Source organism: Antiquaquibacter metalliresistens (genome assembly GCF_029211225.1).
Classification (GTDB): Bacteria; Actinomycetota; Actinomycetes; order Actinomycetales; family Microbacteriaceae; genus Rhodoglobus; species Rhodoglobus metalliresistens.
This window is the reverse complement of sequence record NZ_JARGEM010000004.1, coordinates 64,155-81,651: the sequence shown is the minus strand read 5'-3', so window position 1 is coordinate 81,651 and position 17,497 is coordinate 64,155. Positions and strand designations below refer to the sequence as shown.

At 69.1% G+C, this 17,497-nt stretch carries 12 protein-coding genes and 1 riboswitch; of the genes, 9 read left to right on the top strand and 3 right to left on the bottom strand.

Annotated elements, in window-relative coordinates; translation table 11 throughout:
• Window positions 1-144: 144 nt before the first annotated feature.
• The 4 genes from sdhC to PYV02_RS08440 are packed head-to-tail and all read left to right on the top strand — an operon-like array spanning window position 145 to window position 3,574.
• The gene (gene sdhC, locus PYV02_RS08455) at window positions 145-561 is read left to right on the top strand and encodes a succinate dehydrogenase, cytochrome b556 subunit (RefSeq protein ID WP_420833611.1); all 417 of its coding nucleotides are present in this window, start codon (window positions 145-147) and stop codon (window positions 559-561) included.
• Window positions 561-1,013 (top strand): succinate dehydrogenase hydrophobic membrane anchor subunit, encoded by a 453-nt coding sequence (locus PYV02_RS08450; protein WP_275758104.1) that lies wholly within the window; start codon window positions 561-563, stop codon window positions 1,011-1,013. Before sdhC ends, PYV02_RS08450 begins: the two co-directional genes overlap by 1 nt.
• On the top strand, window positions 1,014-2,813 hold the full coding sequence (gene sdhA, locus PYV02_RS08445; RefSeq protein WP_275758102.1) for a succinate dehydrogenase flavoprotein subunit: 1,800 nt from the start codon (window positions 1,014-1,016) through the stop codon (window positions 2,811-2,813).
• A 2-nt stretch (window positions 2,814-2,815) separates the two neighbouring features.
• Window positions 2,816-3,574: a succinate dehydrogenase iron-sulfur subunit gene (locus PYV02_RS08440; protein ID WP_420833605.1), complete on the top strand. Its 759-nt coding sequence runs from the start codon at window positions 2,816-2,818 to the stop codon at window positions 3,572-3,574.
• A gap of 171 nt (window positions 3,575-3,745) precedes the next feature.
• Here the strand turns inward: PYV02_RS08440 and PYV02_RS08435 are convergent, their stop codons facing one another.
• The 3 genes from PYV02_RS08435 to ptsP form a co-directional block, all read right to left on the bottom strand.
• A complete protein-coding gene (locus PYV02_RS08435) occupies window positions 3,746-5,296 on the bottom strand; it encodes a sigma-70 family RNA polymerase sigma factor (RefSeq protein WP_275758100.1) in 1,551 nt (516 codons plus the stop codon).
• Window positions 5,297-5,479: 183 nt separating this feature from the next.
• Entirely contained in the window at window positions 5,480-10,327 is a 4,848-nt protein-coding gene (locus tag PYV02_RS08430; RefSeq protein ID WP_275758097.1) for a VWA domain-containing protein, read from the bottom strand.
• Between the two features lie 303 nt (window positions 10,328-10,630).
• On the bottom strand, window positions 10,631-12,268 hold the full coding sequence (gene ptsP, locus PYV02_RS08425; RefSeq protein WP_275758095.1) for a phosphoenolpyruvate--protein phosphotransferase: 1,638 nt from the start codon (window positions 12,266-12,268) through the stop codon (window positions 10,631-10,633).
• 59 nt (window positions 12,269-12,327) lie between these two features.
• Here ptsP and PYV02_RS08420 point away from each other — a divergent pair, with 59 nt between their 5' ends.
• The 5 genes from PYV02_RS08420 to PYV02_RS08400 are packed head-to-tail and all read left to right on the top strand — an operon-like array spanning window position 12,328 to window position 17,277.
• Window positions 12,328-13,266, top strand: a complete 939-nt coding sequence (locus tag PYV02_RS08420) for a YihY/virulence factor BrkB family protein (protein ID WP_275758093.1) — start codon at window positions 12,328-12,330, stop codon at window positions 13,264-13,266.
• Window positions 13,267-13,310: 44 nt separating this feature from the next.
• Window positions 13,311-14,150, top strand: coding sequence for an exodeoxyribonuclease III (locus PYV02_RS08415; RefSeq protein ID WP_420833604.1), 840 nt, complete (start codon window positions 13,311-13,313; stop codon window positions 14,148-14,150).
• A gap of 20 nt (window positions 14,151-14,170) precedes the next feature.
• A complete protein-coding gene (gene trpS / locus PYV02_RS08410; RefSeq protein ID WP_275758089.1) occupies window positions 14,171-15,178 on the top strand; it encodes a tryptophan--tRNA ligase in 1,008 nt (335 codons plus the stop codon).
• The gene (locus PYV02_RS08405) at window positions 15,175-15,894 is read left to right on the top strand and encodes an HAD family hydrolase (protein ID WP_275758088.1); all 720 of its coding nucleotides are present in this window, start codon (window positions 15,175-15,177) and stop codon (window positions 15,892-15,894) included. Before trpS ends, PYV02_RS08405 begins: the two co-directional genes overlap by 4 nt.
• A gap of 42 nt (window positions 15,895-15,936) precedes the next feature.
• Window positions 15,937-17,277: an MFS transporter gene (locus tag PYV02_RS08400; protein ID WP_275758086.1), complete on the top strand. Its 1,341-nt coding sequence runs from the start codon at window positions 15,937-15,939 to the stop codon at window positions 17,275-17,277.
• Between the two features lie 73 nt (window positions 17,278-17,350).
• Window positions 17,351-17,495, top strand: a riboswitch (FMN riboswitch).
• Window positions 17,496-17,497: the final 2 nt, after the last annotated feature.

Genomic DNA, 17,497 nt, shown 5'->3' with positions numbered 1-17,497 from the left:
CGCTCTTAACCGCTGCTGCGCACCCTGCGCCTTCCAGGCGGAATACACTGGGAACGTCCGACATCCGGACTCTCCTCAGCCGCCCCCGAAGCGGCCAATCGACTCCAAGGAGGGTTGCTCGTGCCTCAGAGGTCGACGGGTACCCTGGCGGGCGACACGCTCGCCTTGCCCAAGATCGCCGCCCCGAAACGGCCGGCGGGAACGCTCTATCGCGGACGGGAGGGCATGTGGTCATGGGTGCTGCACCGCATCACCGGCACCGCGATCTACTTCTTCCTGCTCGTGCACATCCTCGACACGGCGCTCGTGCGAGTGAGCCCCGAGGCCTACAACGCGGTGATCGGCACCTACAAGACGCCCATCATGGGGCTCGGTGAGATCGCGCTCGTCGCCGCGATCGGGCTGCACGCGCTCAACGGCCTGCGCATCATCCTCATCGACTTCTGGCGGCTGGGCACCAAGTACCAGCGCGTGATGTTCTGGATCGTCATCGCGCTGTGGCTCGTGCTGCTCGCCGGCTTCATCCCGCGCCAGCTCATGCACATCTTCGGAGGCGAGTGATGACGACCGAGACCATCGAAGCGCCCCGGTCCCCGGAGATCGCTCGCAAGCGCCGTGGCATCAACTGGGAGAAGTGGGGCTGGATCTACATGCGCGCCTCGGGCGTCGTGCTCGTGGTGCTGATCTTCGGCCACCTCTTCGTCAACCTCGTCGCGGGTGAGGGCGTCAAGGCGATCGACTTCGCCTTCGTCGCCGGCAAGCTCGCCGACCCGTTCTGGGTCGTCTGGGACACCCTGCTGCTCTGGCTCGCGCTCATCCACGGCGCCAACGGCATGCGCACCCTCGTCAACGACTACGCCAGCAACCGCCTCGTGCGGCTCACCCTCCTGGGCGCGCTCGCCGCGTCCACGGCCGTCCTCCTCATCTTGGGAACTCTCGTGATCTACACCTTCGACCCGTGCCCTGCCGGCTCCCCTGCGGACCTGCTCCCGAGCTTCTGCCCGGTGCAGTAAGTGGCCGCCCCCGAGACCGGCACCGTGAAGAACGGTGTGCACTACCACCAGTTCGACATCGTCATCGTGGGCGCCGGCGGCGCCGGTATGCGCGCGGCGATCGAGGCCGGACCGCACGCTCGCACCGCGGTGATCTCCAAGCTCTACCCCACGCGCTCCCACACCGGTGCTGCACAGGGCGGCATGGCCGCGGCGCTCGCCAACGTCGAGGACGACAACTGGGAGTGGCACACCTACGACACCGTCAAGGGCGGCGACTACCTGGTCGACCAGGATGCCGCCGAGATCCTGGCGAAGGAGGCCATCGACGCGGTCATCGACCTCGAGAACATGGGCCTGCCCTTCAACCGCACCCCGGACGGCAAGATCGACCAGCGCCGTTTCGGCGGTCACACGCGTGAGCACGGCAAGGCGCCCGTGCGCCGGGCCTGCTACGCGGCCGACCGCACCGGTCACATGATCCTGCAGACGCTGTACCAGAACTGCGTCAAGCTCGGCATCAACTTCTTCAACGAGTTCTATGTGCTCGACATGGTGATGACCGAGGTGGATGGGGTCGAGCAGCCGAGCGGTGTCGTCGCCTATGAGCTGGCCACCGGTGACATCCACGTGTTCCAGGCCAAGGCGATCGTCTATGCGACCGGCGGTTTCGGCAAGATCTTCAAGACCACCTCCAACGCGCACACCCTCACGGGCGACGGCGTCGGCATCATCTGGCGCAAGGGACTGCCGCTGGAGGACATGGAGTTCTTCCAGTTCCACCCGACCGGACTGGCCGGGCTGGGCATCCTGCTCTCCGAGGCGGCTCGTGGTGAGGGAGCGATCCTGCGCAACGCCAGCGGCGAGCGCTTCATGGAGCGCTACACGCCGACGCTCAAGGACCTCGCGCCGCGCGACATCGTCGCCCGGTCGATGGCCCTGGAGATTCGCGAAGGTCGCGGCGCCGGCCCCAACAAGGACTACCTCTACCTCGACATCTCGCACCTCGAGCCCGCGGTGATCGACGAGAAGCTCCCGGACATCACCGAGTTCGCACGCACCTACCTCGGTGTCGAGCCGTACACGGAGCCCGTGCCGGTGCTGCCGACCGCGCACTACGCGATGGGCGGCATCCCGACGAACAACGACGCCCAGGTACTCCGCGACAACACGACCGTCGTGCCGGGGCTGTTCGCCGCCGGCGAGTGCGCGTGCGTCTCGGTGCACGGCTCCAACCGTCTCGGCACCAACTCGCTGCTGGACATCAACGTGTTCGGCAAGCGCGCTGGCAAGAACGCCGTGAAGTACGTGCAGGCCACGGACGACTTCCTGCCCCTGCCGGAGAACCCCGCAGCGGGCGTGCTCGCCCTCATCGAGACGGTGCGCTCCGGCGACGGCACCGAGCGGATCGCGGCGATCCGCAAGGAGCTGCAGGACTCGATGGACCGCAACGCGCAGATCTTCCGCACGGAGGAGAGCCTCAAGGAGGTCACCGACCTCATCCAGCAGCTGCGCCAGCGCTACAAGAACATCCAGGTGCAGGACAAGGGCAAGCGGTTCAACACCGACCTGCTCGAGGCCATCGAGCTCGGGTTCCTGCTCGACCTCGCCGAGGTGCTCGTTTACTCCGCTCGGTCGCGGCACGAGTCGCGCGGCGGCCACATGCGCGAGGACTACCCGAATCGCGACGACGAGAACTTCCTCGTGCATACGATGGCCTACCGGGTCGGCGACCCCGAGTCCGAGGCCGGCGACCACATCCGGCTGGACTGGAAACCGGTCGTCATCACGAACTACCCGCCCATGGAGAGGAAGTACTGAGGGTGTCGAACGCCGTCATGGACAAGCCGAGCGTGCCTGAGGTCATTCCGACGTTCACCGCGACGCTCATCATCCGCCGATTCGACCCGGACGTGGATGACGAACCCCGCTGGCAGGACTTCGACGTCGAGCTCTACCCCACCGACCGCATCCTCGATGCCTTGCACAAGATCAAGTGGGAGCAGGACGGCTCGCTGACCTTCCGCCGTTCGTGCGCGCACGGCGTGTGCGGGTCGGATGCGATGCGCATCAACGGCAAGAACCGACTCGCCTGCAAGACGCTGATCAAGGATCTGGACATCTCGCAGCCGATCTACGTCGAGGCGATCAAGGGCCTGCCGCTGGAGAAAGACCTGGTCGTGAACATGGAGCCGTTCTTCGACTCCTTCAAGGCGGTCAACCCGTTCCTCATGGCGTCGACGACGCCCGAGAAGGGCAAGGAGCGCACGCAGAGCCCCGTCGAGCGCGCGCGCTTCGATGACACCACCAAGTGCATCCTGTGCGCCGCGTGCACGTCGAGCTGCCCCGTGTTCTGGACCGACGGTCAGTACTTCGGCCCGGCCGCGATCGTCAACGCGCACCGCTTCATCTTCGACTCGCGCGACGACAACGCGCAGGTGCGCCTCGACATCCTCAACGACAAGGAGGGGGTGTGGCGCTGCCGCACCACCTTCAACTGCACGGATGCCTGCCCTCGCGGCATCCAGGTGACCCAGGCGATCGCCGAGGTCAAGCAGGCCGTGCTGCGCGGTCGCCCGTAACTCGGCATTGCACGCAGGGGCCGCGCCACCGCGTCGGCCCCTGCGCGTGATGCCATGCCGGTCCCGCTTCGCCCTGGGCGGCGAGCGGGACCAGCGTCCCTTGGTGACGTCAGGGACAGGATGGTGACATCCCATTCAAGAGACTGTGATCGGCCCCGAGTATGACGCGACTCAGCCCAGAAGGTTGATGCCGATACTGGATCCGCCACTGGTCAGCCGGATCGGCTGGATGAGACCGTTGATGAGCGAATCCAGGTTGCCGAGCAGTCCGTCGAGCAGACCGCCCAGCCCGAGCAGGTTCGCGAGGTAGCTGCGGTCCACCGTCTGCACGAGATCCAGCGACGACAGCCCGCCGGGGATCGCGGTGACGTTTAGCACGAACGTGCCGTTCGCATCCACCGTGGTCGTGGCGTAGACCTGACCGGCCGCCTGCAGCGAGACGTGCGCGCCCGGTGTGCCGGTGCCCGTGAGGTTCAGCGAGATATCGGCGCCGACGACCCCGCCGGGCGCCGTGTGACCGTCGGGCGCCTCACCACCGGTGATGGTGCCGAGCACGCCGTCGACCAGACCGCCGACATCCCCCACAACACCGTCGACGAGGCCCTCCGGCACGTTCGCCGGGTCGTCGAGTCCGATCTTGTCGACGTCGACCGGCACGATCGGAAGGTCGCCCCCGGGCTCGGCGCCGTCGCTGCTCGCCTCGCCGACGGCGACGGTGGAGTCGCCCTGCCCGTCGGTCGTGCTCGTCGGCGACAGCGCGATGACCGAGCCGGTCGCCGCGACCACGATGGCCAGTCCCCCGATGAGCGCTACGGGGACGGTCGCGGCGCCGAGCAACCCGAATGCTCCGGCCGCGACCGCCCCTCCCGCTCCGATGGCCTCGGGCATGGCAGGTATGGCGTCCCCCGACGCCGCCATGGAACTCGAGGCGCTGCCAACGGAAGCGAGCAGGGTGCCCCCGGCGATACCGCCGAGGAGGATGGGAAGCATCACGAGCGCGAGGCGCGAGCCGACCTCGTCGACCTCTTCGCTGATGATCGCGCATCGCGCGCATGTGGCGAGGTGGAACGACATGCGTTCCGTGTCGCGGGCGCCGAGACCGTTGCGAGCGTTGTCGCCGATCCGGGAGATCGCCCACTGGCACTCGCCCGATGCCGTGGCGTCGTTGATGTGGGCCTGCAGCCAGGCCTTGCGCAGGCCTTCACGTGCACGGTACGACAGCGCCGCGACCCCGTTGGCGGTGATCCCCAGGATCGGCGCGACCTCGTGCGGGTCCATACCCTCGACCTCGGTATACCAGAGCACGGACTGCCAGCGCTCGGGCAGGCTGCGGAAGGCGCGCGCGGTCAGGGTGCGATCGAGTGCGACGGCCGCCGGATCCTCGCTCGTCGCGGGATCCTCGAAAGCGGTCATGTCATCCACCTGGATGTCGCGAGATGCGGCACCCCAGGTGGCTGCGAGATTGCGGATGGTCGTGTAGAGGTATGGACGGAACGCGCCCTTCGGGCCGCCGCCCGCCAGCACGCGCTGATAGATGCGGGTGTAGGCCTCGGCAACGAGGTCGTCCGCATCCAGCGACGACGTGAACTGGCGGGCGACCCGTGCTCCCGAACGGAAATGACGGCGCCACAATTCACCGAAGGCGTGCCGATCCCCCGCACGCGCTCGTTCCACCAACGCCTGATCCGACATCGTCGATGCCGGACCCTCAGTTCGGTTCATCCCCCTGATCCATTCCCGGGTCCTCTTTCATTGTCCCCTCTGGGATGAAGGTGCACTAGTACCTTCATCGAAAGAGACACCCGCGTCGGCCCACTATGACGCGGATTGCGACGATGGATATCACCCCCTTTCGGGGGACATAGCCTCCCAGCGCGGGACCGAACACCCCGCGCCGGGAAGTCCTCAGTGCTTCGGCTGCCGGCGACGACGCAGCGCGAAGAAGAGCAGACCCATGGCGATCAGGGCCAGCCCCGGGCCCGCGATGACCGCGACCGCGACGCCCGTGTAGGCGAGCGTCGGCAGGTCGGGCAGCGGCAGCGTGGGCAGATCGGTGCGCAGGATCGGCGCGCACGCGTCATCCCGGTACTGGTCCGCACCGCTGGTGAGCACGGCACCGTTGAAGAAGCCGTGGCCCGGAGTGGCGGGCACGCACGCGAGCTTCTCGTCCTCGACGAGCAGCGTCGGCGAGGCGACGACCGTCACCACGAAGACGTCGGATGCGCCCGCCGGCAGCTCCTGCCCCGTCACCACGCGTGTGGTGGTCGAGCCGTTCCAGCCAGGGTTCACCGAGGCATCGTCCGACTGCACCGCTGCGGAGTTGATGATCACGTACTGCGCGAACGCGACGGCATCATCCAGGTCGTAGTTGAGCGTGACCTTGGAGGGGTTGCTCGCGGTCACGGTGTACTTGATCGTCACCTTGCCGTCGCCGCCCTTCACCGGGGTGCCGAGCAGTTCCTTCGTGAGCTCCGGCGCGGCGGGGCTCTCGCACGCGTCGTCACTGCGCTCGAGCGAACCGCTGAGCACCGTGGCGATGTTCAGGAAGCCGGTGCCCTGCTCACCCTCGTCGAGGGAGCAGTCGGCCTGTTCGCTGTCCACGACGCCCGCCGCAAGGCGAGCGGTCACGAGCACCGTGTAGACGTGGGATGCTCCGCCCGGCAGCACGACGCCGGTGGCGACCGAGGTCACGCCCTCGCCGTCCCACAGCGGGTTCACGGTGCCCGGTCCGGAGACCGAGGCCGTCTGCACGTCGATGTCGCCGCCGAAGTCGAGCGAGTCCTCCAGGTCGTAGACCGCGCGAGGGCTGCCCTGCGGCGTCGAGACCGTGATGTCGTAGGCGATCTCCCAGTCACCGCCGGCAAGCTGCCGCGGGTAGCCGTCGGCGACCACCTTGTCGATGAGCGGCAGCACGCCAGCCTCGACCGGACCGCAGTCCTCAGCGCCGAACGTGTCATCACCCGAGGTGGCCTCCGCCTGGTTGTAGAAGCCGTGGCCCGGCTCGGCGTCGCACTCGAGCACGGCGGGGGCGAGCCCGGCGGGCACGGTGACCGTGAAGACGAGCGTGTAGCGATCGGTGCTGCCCGCGGCGAGCGCGCGCTCGCTCGCGAGCGGCGCCACGCCATCCCAACCGACCGGCGCTGCGGAGTTCAGCGCGACCGTGCGCGCGGTCACCGTCGTCCCGGTCGCGAATGCCGGCAGGTCCGAGAGCGAGTAGACGAGACCCGTGGCGGCGCTCGGGTTGGTCACCGTCACGTCGAAGGTGACCGCCCAACTCGCGTCGTCGTTCTGCACGGTCGAGATCCACTCCTTGTCGAGCTCGGGTGAGACCGGAACGTCGCACGCCTCACGCACGGTCTGCTCACCGCCTGCGGTCAGCGTCGCGCGGTTGAGGAAGCCGGTGCCGTCCTCCGGGGAGACCAGGATGCAATCCGCTGCGGGCGTACCGATGACCTTCGCACCGACCTGAGCCGCGATCGTGACCGAATAGGTCTCGCTGGAACCCGCGGCGAGCGGGCGGTTCAGCGCCAGCGCCGTGCTGCTCGTGCCGTTCCAGCTGCCGGCGAGCGCCGGGCCGGTGGCCGATGCGCTCAGCACCGTGAACCCGGAGCCGAACGCGGGAACGTCGCTCAGCGAGTAGGTCGCGACGCCCGAGCCGGTCGCCGTCACCACGACGTCGTAGACGATCGTCCACGTTCCATCGGCGTTCTGCTGCAGTGCGGTGACGGTCTTGGTGTGGGCGACCGTCGGCGGCACGATGGTCACACACGCGTCGTCCGGGATCGGTGCGCCGCCCACCGGCGTCAGCAGCGCATCGTTGTCGATGCCGCCGCCGCTCACGGCGCAGTCGAGATCCGCGGGATCCGTCGTGGGCGCGACCGCCAGGCGCAGCGTCACGGTGTAGACGTGCGGGTCCGCTCCGGCACCGATGGTCGCACCGGTGGCCACCGTGAAGGTGCCCGTCGTCCAGGTCACGGGCGTCGTGACGCCATCGATCTCCACCGTCGCGCTGACGCCGGTGACTCCGGACGGCAGGTTCGGGGTGTCGGTCAGGTCGTAGACGACGTCTGCGACGGATGAGGGGTTCGACGCGGTCAGGGTGTAGCTGACATTCCAGGTGCCGTCGGCATTGGCGCTCGCGCTGCCGGGCGTCTTCGTGAACGTCGGCGCGAGCGGATGCACGGTGTTCACGATCTCGCACTCGACGTTCTGGCCGAGCGCCAGGGTCACCGTGCTGTCGGCGGTGGGCAGGGTCGATCCCTGCCCGGGCCCGCTGGTGACCTCACACACCCATGCGCTGGCCGTGAACTCCGAGCCGTCGAAACCGTCCACGGGGGTCTCCGCGAGCTGGTAGGCGACGCCGGCCTTCACGGTGTGCTCCGCGACACCGTCGCCGGAGACGACGGCGGACCCGTCGATGCTCGCGGTGAGTGTCCAGTTGTCCGCGTCGACGACGCCATCCGTCACCGTCTTCACGAGTCGCAGCTGTGGGGCCACCGCCTCGTTCGTGAAGCGGCACCAGGTGTGGGTCTGCGCGGCGACGGTGACCGTGGACTCCGCGAGCGGCGTCCACGGTCCGGTGGCGCTCGGACCGCACTCGAGCGCGGTCTGGCGGTACCCGGCCGGGCCGGTCTCACTGAGGGTGTAGGCGACGCCCGGTGCGACGGAACCGGTGACGGTCCCGTCGCCGGTGATCGTCGTCTGACCCGCGGCCGCGGCCGTCAGCGTGAAGTCCTCGGCATCGGCGGCACCACCCGCCGTGTCGTTTCCGGTGACCCGCTTGATCAGGGTGAGGGTCGACTCGCAGGTCACGGTGTTCGTGATCGTGAACGCGTTCACCCCGGGAACGAGGGAGGCCGTGTATCCGAGCGACGAGGTCGTCGGCGAGGTGAGCTGCTTCGCGGTGATCGAACAGAACTCGTTCGTGTCGGTCGTCGTCTCGTTGATCACGATGTCCGAACCGGAGACGAAGCCGGTGACCGCGCTGCCCCAGCCGCGATTCTGGCCGTCGAGCGTCAGCTGCGCTGCGAGGCCGTCGGGCTGCTGGCCGTTCGGCACCGGCGCTGCGCCGTTGATGACCCACTGCTTGGTGACCACGACGCTCGCCGCACGCGGCAGCTGGTTCGAGACCGCGCACTCGATGTTGTCGCCGACGGTCAGACCCGTCAACTGGATGGGCAGGGACTGCGGCACGACGAGATCGGTGCCGGTGCGGGTGTTGGTGCACTGCACGCTCGCCAGCGACCAGGAACCGGGCTTGCTGGCGAGGTTCTCCGAGAGGGAGACGGACGCCTCACCGTCGGCGCTGCCGATCGCGAGCTGCCATGCGGCTTCGCCGCTGGCGTTCGTCGTCTGCTGCCCGACCGGGGCGATCGTGCCGTCGCCGGATGCGGTCGCGGTGAACTTCCAACCGCTGCCGACCGCGGTCGAGCCGTCGGCGAGGATCTCGGTCTTGGTGACGGTGATCGGCACGACGCAGGTCAACGAGTTCGCGAGTGAGCCGAGCCCGTCCGCCACGAGGCCCCACTGCGTGGTCTGGAAGAAGTCCGAGGTCGCGACGGTGCCGCCCGCGCCGTTCCACGGGATCTCGCCGGAGACGGCCCGGAGGTTGTCGGGGGCACCGGTCACGCCGTCCCCCACCCCGAACGTGAAGATCTGCGTGTTCTCGGCCTTGATCGCGTTCGCGGAGAAGATGGAGCCTTCCATGCGTTGCATGTTCGTCCAGGTGTCGCTCTGGCCCGCGCCGTCGCCTTGCCGCGTTGGATTGCCGTCGGTCAGCACGACCGCGAGGTCGTAGGCGCCGGACTGCGCGGCGACCTGCCACAGACCGCGTTCCCAGTTGGTGTACTGGATACCGGAGACCGAGAGGTTGTTGACCGTGGTCTTCAGCGAGGCGAGGTTCGCGCTGGTGACCTCCACAGGCGTCGCCTGAGGCGGCGTGTTCGCGTTGCTGCCGAAGGTGAAGATCGAGACCTTCGTTCCGGTGTCGACGAGCGCATCGAGGAAGGCCTTGGCCGCGGTTTTGGCCCCGACCAGTCCCGCATCGGTGGGCGAGACCATGGAGGTGGAGAGGTCGATGACGATCGCGACCTCGAGGTCGGCCTCGCAGGTCGGCTGATAGCGCGGGTTGTCGAGGGACACCGCGAACGAACCCGAGGTGGTGTAGCGACCGCTCGTCTGCCCGTTCGCCGTGCCCTGCGGGAAGGTCATCGACGTGTTCGCGGGCATGGCGCCCGTGCCCGGCAGCGTCACCGTGCTGCCTGACAGCGCCGGGGTGCGGAACGCGTTCACCGTGGAGGCGAACCGCTCGGAATTGGACGGATCGTTGGTGCCGTTGCCCGTGACCAGCGAGGGGTTCAGGTAGTAGCCGTCCGGTGCATCCAGTTGCTTGACCCAGTAGACCGCATTGTGGTTGACCTGCCCGTTGCCCGTGTTGGGCACGGTGAAGGTGCACACGCCCGAGGCGTTGCTGACGCACTCGGCCCACGCCTCGTTGACCTTGGCACCGGGTGAGTCCGTGGATGCCGTGGTGCCCGCGTAGAGCGCGAACGTGACCCCTGCGATGCCGTTCACCGCGTTGACGCCGGTGCGCAGCGCCTTGACGTTCACGGTGATCGTCGACGTCGTGCCGAGGTCCGCCGCGCTCGCAGAGACTGCGGTCAGCGGAACGAGTGCGGCCGCTGCCAGCAGGGCCGCGATGAATGCCGCGAGGGCGCGCCAGAGCGGGGTGCGGGCAATGGAGGGTGTGCGCATGGGGGGGTGCCAACCTGTTCGGGCGCGCGGGAATCCCGCGAGCGACCGCGATCCGTCGGACCGCACGGTGGCACGTCGTTGCTGCAGCGCTGAACTCGCGCGCGCAACGGCATGCCGTCGCGCGTCAGAGAGAAGAGCGGAAGGGGTAAGTCTGTTTCGGGTTCATCTGTACATCCTGGTTTCGGGTTCCAGGTGCTCCGATTCGGGTTGGAGCGCTCCGATTGTGACAGCTTCTCAGCAGAGAACGCCAGTCTCGACGGTCCCCAATAAGGGGGACCGTTACCCCCAAAACGGGGGGGGTACTCACCCAGCCAGGGCACGCGCCTCTCCCGCGGTCGAGGCACCGAGCGCGGCGGCCGCCCGTGCGCGCGCCTGCGTCAGGGTGACCGACGACAGCTCCGCGCGCACATCGCCGATCGCCGCCGGAGCCATCGACAGCGACGTGATCCCCAGCCCGGCCAGCACGACCGCCAGGGCGGGATCGGATGCCGCCTCTCCGCATACGCCCACGGGCTTGCCCGCCGCAACCGCGGCATCCGCGAACAGCGCGATCGTGCGCAGCACGGCGGGATGCCACGGGTCTTGGTACGCGGCGAGCGCGCCCTGCGACCGGTCCGCCGCGAGCAGGTACTGGGTCAGGTCGTTGGTGCCGACGGAGACGAAATCGGTGAGGGCCGCGACCTCCCGCGCCATCATCGCGAGGGAGGGCACCTCCGCCGTCACCCCGAGGGTGCGCAGGCCGGCGGCGCGAGCGCGTTCGACGAACCAGGTCGCCTCGCCTGCATCCGCCACCATCGGCGCCATCACCCACACCTGCGCGTCCACGAGCTCCTGCGCGCGGGCGAGCGCCGCGAGCTGGTCGTCGAGCACCGACCCGTTCGCGCGCAGGGCACGCAATCCCCGCACGCCGAGCGCGGGATTCTGCTCACCGCCGCCCGGCAGGAAGGCCAGCGGCTTGTCCACCCCGGCGTCGAACACGCGAACCACCACCGGTCTGGCCGGAAAGTGCTCGAACACCTCGACGTAGCGAGCGACCTGACGTTCGACGCTCGGCGCGACGGCCTCGCCCATGAACAGGAACTCCGTCCGCAGCAGGCCGATGCCCTCCGCGCCGCAGGCCACGGCGGCCACCGCGTCGTCGACCGAGCCGACGTTCGCCAGCAGCGCCACCCTGGTCCCGTCGGCGAGGGCCCCGGGTCCGGTGCGAGCGGATGCCGCGCCGCCGCGCCGCGGCCGCGACCGGGGCACCGCGGCGATCGCCGCCGCACCCGGGTCGACCGTGACGCGGCCGGATGCGGCATCCACCATGACGACCATGCCATCGACGAGATCGAGGGCGTCCGCCACCCCGACCACCGCCGGGATGGCGCGCGAGCGGGCGAGGATCGCCGTGTGGCTCGTCGGACCGCCGTCGCGCGTCACGAAGCCGAGCACCAGGTCGAGGTCGAGCACGGCGGTGTCGGCCGGCGCGAGATCGTGGGCGACGAGCACGAAAGGAGCATCGCTCGTCGGCACGCCCGGCGCGGCAACACCACGCAGCCGCGCGATCACGCGCTGCGCGACATCGCGAACGTCCGCCGCGCGCTCGGCGAGGTCTCCGCCGAGCGCGGCGATGCTGCGCTCGAACACGCCGAACGCCTCGAACACCGCCCACTCGCCCGCGCTGCCGGATCGCACCCGCGTCGCGACGTCGTCCGCGATCATCGGGTCCGCGACCATCATGGCGGTCGCCTGGAGTACGGCGCCCGCAACAGGGTCGGCATTCCGAGCACGCTCGGTCAGGTCGTCGGCGACCGCGGCGAGCGCGGCCAGCACCGACCGCAGTTCGGCGTCGGCGTCGCCGTCGTGGGCGGCCGGGGTCGGCGCGGCGAGCGGGGGCGGCATCCGCAGCACCCTGCCGACGACGACGCCACGACCGACGCCGGTACCCAGCAGCTCCATGCCCCGCGCCTCCGATCACGCACCTCGGCCCAGACTAGCCGCGCGGATATGGTGGACCGATGGGCCTGAAGCGCTGGATCAGCGACGCGACCGCGTTCGTGATGCGCCTGAAGGTCGTGCGAGTGATGCTGCGCTACGGCTCCTACCGCGGTCCGCTGCTCGCCGCGGGCCTCAGCTATCAGGCGATCTTCGCGGTGTTCGCCGCGATCTGGGTGGGCTTCGCGATCGCCGGCTTCATCATCCGGGCGCGTCCCGCTCTCCAACAGGCGTTCTTCGATTTCATCTCCCTCAACGTGCCGGGTCTCATCGACACCGGCGGCGGCGGCGTGATCGATCCCACCCAGTTGCTCTCGGCGAGCATCCTGGGCTGGACCGGTGCCGTCGCCGCCGGGGGCCTGCTGCTGACCGCACTGGGGTGGCTCGCCTCGGGCCGGGATGCCGTGCGAACGCTCTTCGGGATGCCGCACCCCGCCACCAACGTCGTACTGCTCAAGCTCAAGGATCTGCTGCTCGCGCTCGGGTTCGGCGCGATCATCCTCGTGTCCACGGCACTCTCGGTGTTCGGAGCCCAGGTGCTGAGCTGGCTGTTCGAGGTGGCGGGCGTCAACGAGAACTCGGTGCCGGCGGAGTTCGCGGCGCGTGCTGTCGGCCTGCTGCTCGTGCTGATCGTCGACACCGTGCTGCTCGGTTCGTTCTACCGCGTGGTCTCGGGCATCCACATTCCGCTGCGGCTGCTGATGCCCGGCACCGTGCTCGCGGCGATCGCGCTCGGTGTGCTCAAGGCACTGGGCACGAGCCTGCTGGGCGGCGCCACGCACAATCCGCTGCTGGCGAGCTTCGTGGCGATCATCGGTCTGCTCATCTGGTTCAACTTCGTGTGTCAGGTCGTGCTGATCGGCGCCGCCTGGATCGCCGTGAGCGCGAGCGATCGCGGCATCGACCTGAACGAGCACCGCACCGAGCACGGCACCCCGTCGGGCACCGCGCTGCCGCTGTAGCCGTCGATCCCCGAATGACGGCGGCGCCTTCTAGGCTCGGTGCCATGCTGCGCATCGCGACCGTCAACGTGAACGGGGTCCGAGCCGCCTTCCGCAAAGGGATGGGCGACTGGCTTCAGGGGCGCGGGGTCGACATCCTCGCGCTGCAGGAGGTGCGGGCATCCACCGACGACCTCGTGGGCCTGCTCGGGGAGGAGTGGGACGTGCTGCACGACCCCGCCACCGCGAAGGGTCGCGCCGGGGTCGCGATCGCCTCACGCGGCAAGGCCTCCATCCACCGCGTCGCGCTCGGCGCCGAGGACTTCGACAGCGCGGGCCGCTGGCTGGAGGCCGACTACGAGGTGGGCGACCGGGTGATCACCGTGGTGAGCACCTACGTGCACTCCGGCGTCGCCGACGACGAGCCGAAGATGGTGGAGAAGTACAAGTTCCTCGACGCCATGGAGCAGCGGATGCCCGAGCTCGCCGCCCACAGCGAGCTCGCCCTCGTCGTCGGTGACCTCAACGTCGGCCATCGCGAGCTCGACATCCGCAACTGGCGGGGCAACCGCAAGAGCGCGGGCTTCCTGCCCCGCGAGCGCGCGTACTTCGATCGCTTCTTCGGGCCGCGCGGCGAGCCCGTGGCGGGCGTCGACGGCTCGACCGGCCCGGGCCTGGGCTGGGTGGATGTCGGCCGCACCTGGGCGGGCGAGGTCGACGGCCCCTACACCTGGTGGTCGCAGCGCGGCCAGGCGTTCGACACCGACACGGGCTGGCGCATCGACTACCACGCCGCGACCCCCGCCCTCGCGGCGACCGTGCACAACTACACGGTGGACAAGGCCGCGGCCTGGGATCAGCGCTGGTCCGACCACGCGCCCGTCGTCGTCGACTACGACCTCTGAGCTCCGCGTACCCTAGAGCGGTGACCAAGCCCCGTCTCTTCTCCGGCATGCAGCCATCGGCCGACTCGCTCCACATCGGCAACTACGTGGGGGCACTGCTCCAGTGGAAGCAGTTGCAGCTCACCCACGACGCGATTTTCTGCGTCGTCGACCTGCACGCGATCACGGTGCCGCAAGACCCGAAGGCGCTGCGCGAGCAGACCCGGCGCACCGCGGCGCAGTACATCGCCGCGGGCATCGACCCGACGGCATCCACCCTCTTCGTGCAGTCGCACGTGCCGGCGCACGCCGAACTCGCCTGGGTGCTCAACACGATCACGGGCTTCGGCGAGGCCAGCCGCATGACCCAGTTCAAAGACAAGGCCGCCAAGCAGGGCACGGATGCCGCGTCCGTCGGCCTCTTCGCCTACCCCGTGCTCATGGCCGCCGACATCCTGCTCTACGACACCGCGGTCGTGCCGGTCGGCGACGACCAGAAGCAGCACATCGAGCTCACGCGTGACCTCGCGAACCGCTTCAACTCGCGCTTCGGTCAGACCTTCCGCGAGCCGAAGCCGATGATCCTCGAGGAGACGGCGCGCATCTACGACCTGCAGAACCCGTCGTCGAAGATGAGCAAGTCCGCGGCGACCGACTCCGGTGTCGTCTGGCTGCTGGACGACGACTCGAAGACGGCGAAGAAGTTCAAGTCGGCCGTCACCGACGACGAGCGCGAGATCCGCTTCGACCGCGGTGCCAAGCCCGGGGTGTCGAACCTGCTGACCATCCTCTCCGCGTTCGGCGGCGACCCGATCGACGAACTCGTCGAGCGCTTCGCCGGGCACGGCTACGGCGACCTGAAGTCCGAGGTCGCCGACGCGGTGGTCGCCACCTTCGGCCCGATCCGCGACCGCGCCAAGGAGATGCTCGCCGACCCGGCCGAGCTCGACCGCATCCTCACCGCGAACGCCGAGCGCGCGAACGAGATCGCGCAGGCGACCCTCGCGACGGTCTACGACCGCGTGGGGCTGCTGCCGCGGTCGCGATGATCCCCGTCGTACTCTTCGACCTCGACGACACGCTCTTCGCGCACCGCACCGCGGTGGACCGCGGGATCGTCACCCACCTCGCGAGGCTGGGCATCGTGCCGGACGACCCGGTCGCGGCCGCGTCGCTGTGGCACGAGCTCGAGGAACGGCACTACCACCGCTACCTGGCAGGCGAGCTCGACTTCGAGGGCCAGCGCCGCGCGCGGGCGCGCGACTTCGCTGCGACGCACGGCGTGGAGCTGGCCGACCTCGAGGCCGGTGCCTGGTTCGACGCGTACTTCGAGCACTACCGGGCCGCCTGGGTGCTGCACGACGACGCCCTCGACTGCCTGGCCGCGATCGCCCCGCCCGTCCGCATCGGCATCATCACCAACGGCGATCCCGCGTTTCAGCAGCGCAAGCTCGACCAGGTCGGCCTCAGCCCGTTCATGGAGCACGTGATCGCCAGCGGCGCGCTCGGCTATGCGAAGCCCGACCCGCGCATCTTCCGCCACGCCTGCGACCTGTTCGGCGTCGAGCCCGCCGACGCCGTGTACGTGGGCGACCGGCTGGGCACGGACGCGATCGGCGCCGCCTCGGCAGGCCTGCTCGGCGTGTGGCTCGACCGGGGTGGGGCGGCCACGGCGCAGCAACTGCAGCAGGCCCGGGATGCCGGGGTGCCCGTCATCCGCACGCTCGACGAGCTGCCCGCCATCGTCGCGCCGCCCCAGGCGTAGGGTTGTGCGGTGCCGCCCGCGCGGCCGGAAGGATTCAGCACCGTGTCAGTCACCGCCCCCGCCCCGACCAACCCGCGCTCGCGCATCATCGTCGCGAGCCTCATCGGCACCTCGATCGAGTTCTACGACTTCTACGCATACGCGACGGCGGCGGTGCTCGTGTTCCCGACCCTGTTCTTCGCCAACGCCGACCCGACGATCTCGTTGCTGCAGTCCTTCGCCGTGTTCGGCGTCGCGTTCGTCGCCCGCCCGATCGGCTCGATCCTGTTCGGCCACTTCGGCGATCGCGTCGGTCGCAAGCAGACGCTCGTGGCATCCCTGCTCACGATGGGGATCGCGACGTTCATCATCGGTCTGCTGCCGAGCGGGCTGACGCCGGGCTGGGAGATCATCGCCCCGGCGCTGCTGGTGATCATGCGCTTCGGGCAGGGCCTGGGCCTCGGCGGCGAGTGGAGCGGCGCCGCGCTGCTCGCGACGGAGAACGCGCCCGCCGGCAAGCGCGCCATCTACGGCACCTTCCCGCAGTTGGGCGCACCGATCGGGTTCGTCCTCGCCAACGGCATCTTCCTGCTGCTGTCGACGACGATCGATCAGGAGCAGTTCCTCGCCTGGGGCTGGCGCGTGCCGTTCCTGGCCAGCGCGGTGCTCGTGATCATCGGGCTCTACGTGCGCTTCCGGCTCATCGAGACCCCGGCATTCCAGAAGGTCATCGAGCGCGGCGAGGTGGCGAAGGTGCCGCTCGGGCGCGTGCTCAAGGGCAGCTGGCGCCCGCTGATCCTCGGCACCTTCATCATGCTCGCCACCTACACGCTGTTCTACCTGATGACGACGTTCACGCTCACCTACGGCACCGCAGCGACGGACGCCGCGGTGCCCGGCCTCGGGTACACCCGCAACGACTTCCTCATCATGCTCATCGTCGGCGTGGTGTTCTTCGGCGTCTTCACCCTGATCTCGGGGCCGCTCGCGGAGCGGTTCGGACGCCGCGCCCACCTCATCGTCGTCACGATCGCGATCATCGTCTTCGGTCTGCTGTTCACGCCGCTGTTCGGCGGTGGCTTCATCGGAGTGATGGCCGTGCTCGTGATCGGGTTCACGCTCATGGGCCTGACCTTCGGGCCGATGGCCGCGGTGCTGCCCGAACTGTTCCCGACCAACGTGCGCTACACCGGGTCGGCGATCAGCTACAACGTCTCCAGCATCCTCGGCGCGGCGGTGGCGCCGTTCATCGCGGTCGCACTGTGGAGTGCGGCCGGCGGCAGCCCGGTGCTGGTCGGCGTCTACCTGTCGGCGATGGCCGTGATCACCCTCGTGGCGCTGCTCATCAGCCGCGAGACGCGCGACATCGACTACGAGGGCACCACGGCATCCACCGACTCCTGAAGCGTCGGCGCCGAACGCCGCGGTCGGCACGGGAATACCTCCAGGTCGTGCGCGTTACACTTGCCGTAGCAAGAACGTGCTCCGGGGTCGGTGTGAATCCGAACCGGCGGTGATAGTCCGCGACCCGCGTCGGCAACGACACGGTTGATCCGGTGGAATTCCGGTACCGACGGTGATGGCGATGAGAATCGTCTAGTCCGGAAGAGAGGCAGCACGGATC